This window comes from Consotaella aegiceratis (assembly GCF_036541425.1).
Lineage (GTDB): Bacteria > Pseudomonadota > Alphaproteobacteria > Rhizobiales > Rhizobiaceae > Consotaella > Consotaella aegiceratis.
Map to the genome: position 1 here is coordinate 1 of NZ_JAZHFT010000080.1, position 8,560 is coordinate 8,560.

The 8,560-nt window shown below is 65.7% G+C and carries 3 protein-coding genes and 3 pseudogenes; 1 reads left to right on the forward strand and 5 read right to left on the reverse strand.

Translation table 11 applies throughout. From position 1 onward, the window contains the following. Positions 1-146 precede the first annotated feature (146 nt). On the forward strand, positions 147-1,127 hold the full coding sequence (locus SMD10_RS24330; protein WP_331688329.1) for an MFS transporter: 981 nt from the start codon (positions 147-149) through the stop codon (positions 1,125-1,127). A 210-nt stretch (positions 1,128-1,337) separates the two neighbouring features. Here SMD10_RS24330 and SMD10_RS24335 read toward each other — a convergent pair. The 5 genes and pseudogenes from SMD10_RS24335 to SMD10_RS24355 form a co-directional block, all read right to left on the reverse strand. Further along, positions 1,338-2,453, reverse strand: a pseudogene (locus tag SMD10_RS24335) (M24 family metallopeptidase); the annotation flags it as partial. Positions 2,454-2,514: 61 nt separating this feature from the next. Continuing rightward, the gene (locus SMD10_RS24340; RefSeq protein WP_331688330.1) at positions 2,515-4,119 is read right to left on the reverse strand and encodes an ABC transporter substrate-binding protein; all 1,605 of its coding nucleotides are present in this window, start codon (positions 4,117-4,119) and stop codon (positions 2,515-2,517) included. Positions 4,120-4,183: 64 nt separating this feature from the next. Beyond that, positions 4,184-5,842 carry a hydantoinase B/oxoprolinase family protein gene (locus tag SMD10_RS24345; protein WP_331688331.1) on the reverse strand — a complete coding sequence of 553 codons (1,659 nt, stop codon included), beginning with the start codon at positions 5,840-5,842 and terminating at the stop codon, positions 4,184-4,186. Continuing rightward, a pseudogene (locus SMD10_RS24350) lies at positions 5,839-7,945 on the reverse strand (hydantoinase/oxoprolinase family protein). Before SMD10_RS24350 ends, SMD10_RS24345 begins: the two are co-directional and overlap by 4 nt. 393 nt (positions 7,946-8,338) lie before the next feature. Next, positions 8,339-8,560 (reverse strand): annotated as a pseudogene (locus SMD10_RS24355) (ISAs1 family transposase); the annotation flags it as partial.

Below are 8,560 nucleotides of genomic sequence, written 5' to 3' on the forward strand. Positions count from 1 at the left end.
AGTTCCTCCAACGCCCGCCGCCAATCAATCAGCGTCCCTGTCCATTCCGCGACAGACATTATGACCACTCCCTGCCAAACTAACCAAACCGGCAGAGAATCATCATTCAAATAAATATGCAACTGTAATACTATCCCGGCGGTGCTGTGGTCGCGTCGATCGGCGGTGCAGTCTGTTGCGTCGGGGTGATCCGCGGTTCGTTCGTGCAATTCTGCATCGGCGCGCTGCTTTTCGGGCTCAACATCGCCTGCGTGCAATCCTACCGCTTCGCGGCCGGCCAGGCTGCCCCGGCCAATCTGCGCGCCCGCGCGATCTCGCTGGTGCTTCTGGGCGGGCTAGGCTCGGCGGTGATCGGCCCGCAGATCGCGATCCATGCCGAAGCGGTCTGGCTCGGCGCCCCTTACGCCTCGGCATTTGCCGGTCAGGTCGTTTTCGCGGCGCTGACGATCCCCTTTCTGGCGTTCCTGAAGCTGCCCGGCGGGCATGGACTGGCTCGCCCGTCCGCCGAAGCGTCGCTCCCGTCGCGGCCGGGCAGTGGGCTGCGGGCGCGCTTTCCGGTGACCCGCTCCTATTTCATCGCGGTGGTCTGCGCCGCCATCGCCTATGGCTCGATGAGCTTCACGATGACGGCTGCGCCGCTGGCCATCGTCGCCTGCGGTCTCGGCAAGGACAACGCCGCCCTCGGCATCCAGTGGCACATCATCGGCATGTTCGCTCCCAGCTTGATCACCGGGCGCTTGATCGAACGGTTCGGGCACTTTCGGATCATGATCACCGGCATCGCCATCGTCGCGCTGGGGGCGGCGATCGCGCTTTCGAGCGAGCATCTGGCTGCATTCTGGGTGACGCTCGTGCTGTTGGGAATTGGCTGGAACTTCGCATACACCGGTTCGACGGTGATGATCGCGCACGCCTCGGCCGCGGCCGGGGCGGTCACGCTGCAGGGGCTGGCGGACTTCCTGATCTTCGCTTTCGTGGCAGCGGCGTCGCTCTTGTCCGGCGCGATCTTTCAGCTGGTGAGCTGGGCGATGATCAACGTCGTCGTGCTCACCGCACTGATCGGAATGATGGTTCTGATCTGGGCCAACGGGCGGCGCGAGCGGACGATGCCGCTCAACGAGCCGTAGGATGCCGTCGAGGCCTCTCGGTTCGTCGGCGCAACGAGCCGAAGAGGCGTCTAGGCGCGTCCCAGTGGACCGCTCGGCGCCTCGGCCGGTGTCCACCGGAAGCTCGACAAGCTGACGCGGCAGGCGGCTCAGCGTCTCCACCCCCGTCCGGGTGACGAGCAGCTGATCCTCGATCATCAAGGCGCCGAGACCGTGGGCATAGAACGGAGTCTCGAACGCGAGCACCATTCCCGGCTCGATCGGCTCGGGGTTTTCGGCCGAAATGTACGGCCATTCTTCCGAACCGCAGCTCGATCCGATCGAATGGCCGAAATGGCCCCGGTGATAGTCGGTCAAACCCAACCGGCGCGTGGTGGCGAGCACGGTGGCATGAACGTCCCCGAGGGCTGCGCCCGGACGGATCGCATCCAGTCCGGCCGCGAAGGCCTCCTCCAGCACGCCGAAGATGCGACGGGCAGCCTGCGATGGCCTTCCAAGCGCATAGATCCGCGTGCTGTCGGACAGGTAGCCGTCGATGGCCACGCCCATGTCGGCCTTGATCAGGTCCCCCTCGCACAGCATCGGGTCCGCCGACATGAGGTCCGGACCGATCGCGATGCCTGCGCGGTCGCCGGAGACCGAGAGATTGCTGGCCGCAGCCGCCTGGGCGACGCCGGCACGCCAGAGGCGTTCGAGCATCGAGCGCGGCATGCCGCGCTCGAGATGGGCGACCATATGACCAAGGCCGGCTTCGTACAGCTCGACCGCACGGCGCAGACATGCGATCTCGCGCGTCGACTTGATGCAGCGCAGCCGGCGCAGGATCTCCGATCCGTCGCGCCACCGGACACGCGGCAGGGCCTTCTGCAGCGCGGCGAAGTCGGCCGCTGGGAGAAATTCCAGATCGGCACCGATGATCGCGTTCGACAATCCCCGCTCGGACAGCAGCTCGCCCAGCAGGCGAAACACCGCCGCCGCCTCGAACGCCTCGGGACGCGCAGCGCCGAGCCCTTGTGCGCGGTAAGCCGCCTTGACGCCGGCGACAGCATCGTCGCCGTTGGGTGTGTAGTCGACGTAGTCGATCCAGATGGGATGGCTGACGAGCTCGATGGCGGCCGGCGACGGAGCGCCGAAGTGCAGCGTGTGATCGGCAACGATGGCGGCCAGCGGCGCTTGCGCATCGGAGGGGACCAACGCCAGCGCTGCTCCGCCTCGGCGCCACATGCTGGCCACGCCCGCATCCATTCTGGTGGCGTAGCGGAAGGCCTCGGGCTGAAATAGTACCAGGGCGTCGAAACCGCCCGCACGCAGCAGCCGAGCCGCGCGCGTCCTGTCGAGATAACTCATCTGGAAGTCCGGACCAAGGCGATGGCGGACAACCGGGTCGGTTGTCCGCCGGGTGCAGCGATCAGCCGACGATCTTCATATGCGCCATCGAGCCTTCGAAGCCCTCGGCGTTGGTCGTATGATCGGTCACTCGCTTGCTGGAGATCGTCTGCCAGGCAGCCATCACCAACGGGAAATTCGGCACGTCTTCCATCACCTTGCGCTGGATCTTGTGCCAGAGGTCGACGCGCTCGGCCTTGTCGAGGGACGTGGCCGCCGCCTCCAGCCAGCCGTCCACTTCGGGATTGCTGTAGCCGGTGCCGTTGGAAAAGCCGACGCCCTTGATGATGTTCTTCGACCAGTAGAGCCGCTGCACTCCGACCTGTGGGTCGAACAGATTGGAGATCGAGGCGAGATGCAGCTGGAAGGCCCGATCGCCGTAGACCCTCTTGATCAGGGTTCCCATGTCCTGGCCACGCAGCTCGATGGCGATGCCGGCCGGGGCCATCGCCGCACGCAGGAATTCGCCGAGAACACGCTGGTCGTCGCCGACATATTCCATCGTCAACGTCAGTCCGTCGCCGAAGCCGGCTTCCTCGAGCAGCGCTTTCGCCTTGGCGATGTCGTAGGGGTAGGGCGACGGTTCATCGAGGTGAAACGCCTTGTGGTAGGGGACGACCGGCGTCGGCGACGGTGTGGCGTAATTGTAGAAGACGACCTTGTTGATCAGCTCGCGGTTGAGGCAATGGGCGATCGCTTGGCGCACCTTGAGCTGGCTCAGCGCCGGATCGCGCAGGTTCGCCTCGACGATGATGATGTTCGGCGGATCGTATTCGTACCCCTTCTGGGTGAACTCGATCTGCGGCAGCTTCTTCAGTTCCTCGACGTCGCGGAAAGGGATCGGCGTGCGGTAGCCGACGTCGACGTCTCCGGTCTGGAACGCGATGGTGCGCGCCGAGGCGTCGAGGACGAACTTGGCCACCAGCGTGTCGATCAACGGCACATCGGGATTCCAGTAGTCGGGGTTCTTCTCCCACAAAACGTAGCTTCCGCGGTTCCATTCCTTGAACACGAACGGTCCGGTGCCGATCGGCGCCGTGTTGTTGGGATTGGTCAGCGGATCGCCGCCTTCCTCGTAGCGGTGGCTCGGCACGATCGGCGATTCCATCGACGACATGGCCGTCATTAGAAACGGCGTCGGCGCGTCGAGATGAAGAACGACCGTATGGTCGTCGGGCGTGTCGATGTTCGTGACATGGGCCAAGGTCGTGCGGTTGCGCGAGTGGTACTGGCGCGCCGTCATGATCGAAAACGCGACGTCCTTAGACGTGAAATCCTCGCCGTCGTGCCACTTGACGCCTTCGCGCAGCTTGAACGTGTAGGTGAGCCCGTCCGGCGCGATCTCCCATTCGGTGGCGAGCAGCGGCTTCGGGTTCATGTCGAAGTCGAATTCGAGAAGGCCCTCGGTGACGTGGGCCGACCAGATCAGGCTCGACGTATTGACGAAGGACAGGAGGGCGGGCGCCTCCGTCGCACCGAGCAGCGTGACGACGCCGCCTTCCTTCGCTGCCGCAGCGCTGGCGAAGGCGGCCGGACCCAGAAGCCCTGCCATGGCGGGAATGGCCGGCATGGCCGAAAGCCCGGCGAGAATTTCGCGGCGCGAATATTTTTTCTGCGTATCGGTCATGACGCTCCTTACGGTGTCGCTTTCGGGAGGGTGGCCACCTTGGCAGTGGTCGGCGAGATGGCCGTCAGTCGTGGTACCCGTAGGTCTCGCGGGCTGCGGCCTGGGAGACGAGGCCGTTTGCCAGATCGGCCTCGATCAACGTGCGATCGCGTTCAATGGGGTCGCCGGTCCCGCCGCCGCCCGGCGACTTGACGATGATGCGGGCCCCGGCCGGGACCATGTGGTTGCCCTTGGCGAGGCAAGGTTCACCCGTCGACAGCTCCACATGGCCGGCTGCTCCGTCCGATCCGCCCTTGGCGCCGCGTGCCGGAAAGCGGATACGCTCGAAGGCGTTGGAGAACTGGAAGGGCTCGGGGATGGTGTTGCCGATTTCCATCCACTGCCCCAAACCGCCGCGGAACCGACCGGCGCCGCCGCTGTCGGGGTTGAACTCCTTCTTCCAGATGACCACCGTCGACATCGACTCGAAGATCTCGACCGGTCCGCCTCGAACGCCGGAGGGAAAGCCGGTGGCCGACATGCCGTCGCGATAGGGCAGGGCGCCCATGCCGCCGGTGGTCACCAGTCCGACCATGTAGCCGTGGCCGAACACGGGCGGGCTGGTCCAGGAGCCGACGGCGCGAAGGTTCCACAGCACACCGGCCCCTTCCGCGGGAATTTCGTCGGGCATCGCCTGGCGCAGGCAGTTGAACACCAGATCGGGGAGCATCAGGCCCACCTGGCTTCGGGCGACCACGGCTGCCGGTTTCAGCGCGTTGAGGATGCAGCCCTCGGGCGCCGAGACGGTGCGCGGCGCCAGGCTCCCGGCATTGTTGGGAATGTCGCGCACGATCGCCACGCCGAGCGCATAGGAGGTGTAGGCGAGCGTATAGCAGAGCGGTACGTTGAAATTGTGCTTCGTCATCGGCGCCGAACCGCTGTAGTCGACGTGGATGCCGTCGTCCGAGATCGTCAGCGCCGCCTTCAACTCGACCGGCTCGTCGCGTCCGTCCAAAGTCAGCGATGCGTGCCAGGTGCCTTTCGGCAGCTTGCGGATCTTGGCGAGCACGCCCTCGCGGGATGTCTCGACGATATGGTCGGCAAGCTCGTCGAGAACGTCGAGCCCGAACTCGGCCATCATCTCGCACAGCCGTTCGCAGCCGACGGCGTTGCAGTTGATCAGCGAATAGACGTCGCCCACCGTCTCCACCGGCTGGCGGGTGTTGGCCCGGATCACCGCCATCAGCGACTCGTCGATCCGCCCCGCCTCGGCGATCCGCAGGATCGGCAGGTAGAGCCCCTCCATGAACACGTCGGTGGAGGACGACCGATCGGCGATGCCGCCGATGTCCATGACGTGGCTGTTGCAGGCGAGGAAGCCGACATGCCTGCCCTCGAAGAAGCAAGGCGTGGTGATCGAGATGTCGTTGGTGTGCCCGGTGCCCATCCAGGGGTCGTTGTGGATGAAGACGTCGCCGTCCTGCATGGTCTCGACGGGATAGGCGTCGATGACGTGGCCGACGGCAAGGGCCATCGAGTTGATGTGGCCGGGCGTGCCGGTGACGGCCTGGGCGAGCATTCGCCCCTTGGCGTCGAAGACGCCGGCGGCGAGATCGCCGGATTCGCGCACGATGGTGGAGAAGGCGGTTCGCTGGCAGACCTGCGCCTGTTCCTCGACCACTGCGAGGAGCCGGTTCCACATGATCTGCTTGTCGATCAGGCCAATGCGGTCGGTCTGGGTCATGCGGCCAGATCCTTGCGATCCATCACGATGGACCCCGCGGCGTCGATCCACGCGTCGAACGAGCCCGTGACGAAGGTGGTCGTCTCGTCCTCGACGATGATCGCCGGTCCGGGAACGAGATCGCCGGGCGACAGGCTGGCGCGGGCATAGCGGACGACCTCGGCCGGCGCGCCGGCGCGCCCGTCGAAGATGGAGCCTTGTTGTCCCGTGATCCCGCGTCCGGTGCGCTCGACCGGCTGGACGGTTTCCGGCATGGCCGGACGGGTGGAGCAATTCACCGACCAGGCCATGATCTCGATCGCCGCCTTCGGGATCGCGCGATTAAACATCTCCTGGTAGGTGGTCTCGTAGGCGGCCCGCATCGCCGCCACGTCGTCCGCGGTGAGGTTGCGCAACGGCAGTTAGACCGGGATTTCGTGGCCCTGGCCGACGTAGCGCATGAAGGCGATCCGGGTTTCCTTGATGGGCGCACCGTAGGCCGCCGGCTCCACCCATGCGCGGATCTCGGCCGCGGTCTCGTTCAGCATCTGCGTCGCGCTCGGTGCGTCGAACGTGTCGAGGCGCATGTATTTGGTGCGCACGATCTCATAGGAGACGGGTGCCGCCAGGAAACCGACGGCGGAGCCGACGCCGGCATTGGCGGGGATGATCACACGGTTTGCGCCGATCTTTTCGGCCACTCGGGCGACGTGCAGCGGCGCGGCGCCGCCGAACGCGATCATCGTGTGCGTGCCGGCCACCACGCCACGCTCGACCGTGTGCGCCCGTGCCGCGCTCGCCATATTCTCGCAGACCATCTCGTAGACCGCATAGGCCGCCATCTCAGGCGAAAAGCCGAGCGGCGCTCCCACATGCTCAAGAAGTGCCGACTGGGAAAGATCCGGGCGCAGCGTCATCGAACCGCCTGCAAACCCTTCCGGATCGATCAGGCCGAGCGTCACGTCTGCGTCCGTCACCGCCGGCTTGGTGCCGCCGCCGCCGTAACAGGCGGGGCCTGGCACGGAAGACGCGCTTTCCGGCCCGACCGTCACGCGCTTGAGGCTGTCGATGCGGGCGAGCGAGCCGCCGCCTGCGCCGATCTCGACCATCTCGATGACCGGGATGCGCAACGGCAGGCCGGAGCCTTTCAGGAAGCGTGCCGCGCGGTCCACCTCGAAGATGCGCGCGGTTTCCGACTCGTAGCCCTCGATCAGGCTGATCTTCGCGGTGGTACCGCCCATGTCGAAGGCGATGACCTGCTTTTCGCCGAGGCGTGCGGCGATCTGTGCCGCAAACACTGCGCCGCCCGCCGGCCCCCGATTCCACCAGCCGTACGGGAAACGCCCGCGCCGTGGCCACCGACGTCAGGCCGCCGCCCGAGGTCATCAGCGAGAGAATGCCTTTGAACCCCAGTTCGGCGAGGCGCTTTTCCATCCGCGCGAGATAGCCGTCCATCAGCGGCTGAACGTATGCGTTGGCAACGGTGGTGGAGGTGCGCTCGTATTCACGGATCTCCGGGCAGACCTCGCAAGACAGCGAAACGTAGAGGCCGGGAAGCGCCTCCGTCAGAACCTCGGCCGCGCGCTTTTCGTGCGCCGGATTGACGAAGGAATGCAGGAAGGCGATGGCGACGCTCTCTATGTCGAGCGCGCGCAACTGGTCGGCGATTTCGACGAGCTGCGCCTCGTCGAGCGGGAGCAGCTCGGCGCCGCGGGCATCGACGCGCTCGCGCACGGTGAAGCGTAATGGCCGGGCGACCAGGGGCTGCGGGCGTTCCAGGGCCAGTTCATATTGATCGTAGCGGCTTTCGGTCCCGATCTCGAGAACGTCGCGGAAGCCGTCGGTGCCGATCAGTGCCGTCTTGGCGCCGCGTCGCTCGATGATCGCATTGGTGGCCAGCGTCGTGCCGTGGACGAAGGCCGCGACCTCGGGAAGCGTCCTGCCGGCGATGTCCATGATCTTGGCGATGCCGCTCAGCACCCCTTCCTCCGGCGCGGCGGGCGTGGTCAGCACCTTCGTCGTCCAGCGTTGACCGGCTTCCTCGAGAACGACGTCGGTGAACGTGCCGCCGACGTCGGCTGCCAGGCGCAAGGAGGCTGAGGATGGGTCGGCGGATGCGCTCACGAGTACATTCCTCTTTGCTGGACAGGATGATTGCGTTGGGCAGCGCCGTCGGCGCGACGCCGGGCGCTTGTGCCGGGGCTTCCGCACCGCGCTAAGAGAGCGCGGCGGAGCATTGGAGTAGCGCGGCGCATCGTCGGCGGCGTCTACTGCAATGCAGCATGGCACGGGGATTGATGCATCCGAAGCGCCAATGCTGCACGGCACTATTGCATGGTAGGTGGGAATTCCGGGCGCTCAGCGAGGTCGGCTCGCTTGGCAAGTCGCGAAACGCGATGCTAGCCTTCGTGTGTTGCGGCGCAACATGGGCGCCGCGGATGAGCGTGCCTCGCCTATAGTTCGAGCCGTCTGCGGATGCAAGCGGGCTCGACGATACCCCAGGGCTCCGAATCCAAATTACTGAAGGGATGATGTGAGGAGTTCGGCGAGGTAGTCTGTCGACCATCCTGCGAGTTTACGGCGGGTTTTCAGGGAGTTCTTGTCGGTTGCGCTGCGGATGAGGTTGAGGGCGAAGTGGCGGACGACGGCCATATTCTTGGCGCCGTGGCCCTTTCTGAGGCGGGATTGATCGTCGGCGAAGGTGACGTCGAGCACCCAGTGAAGCCGGTTCTCGATGGC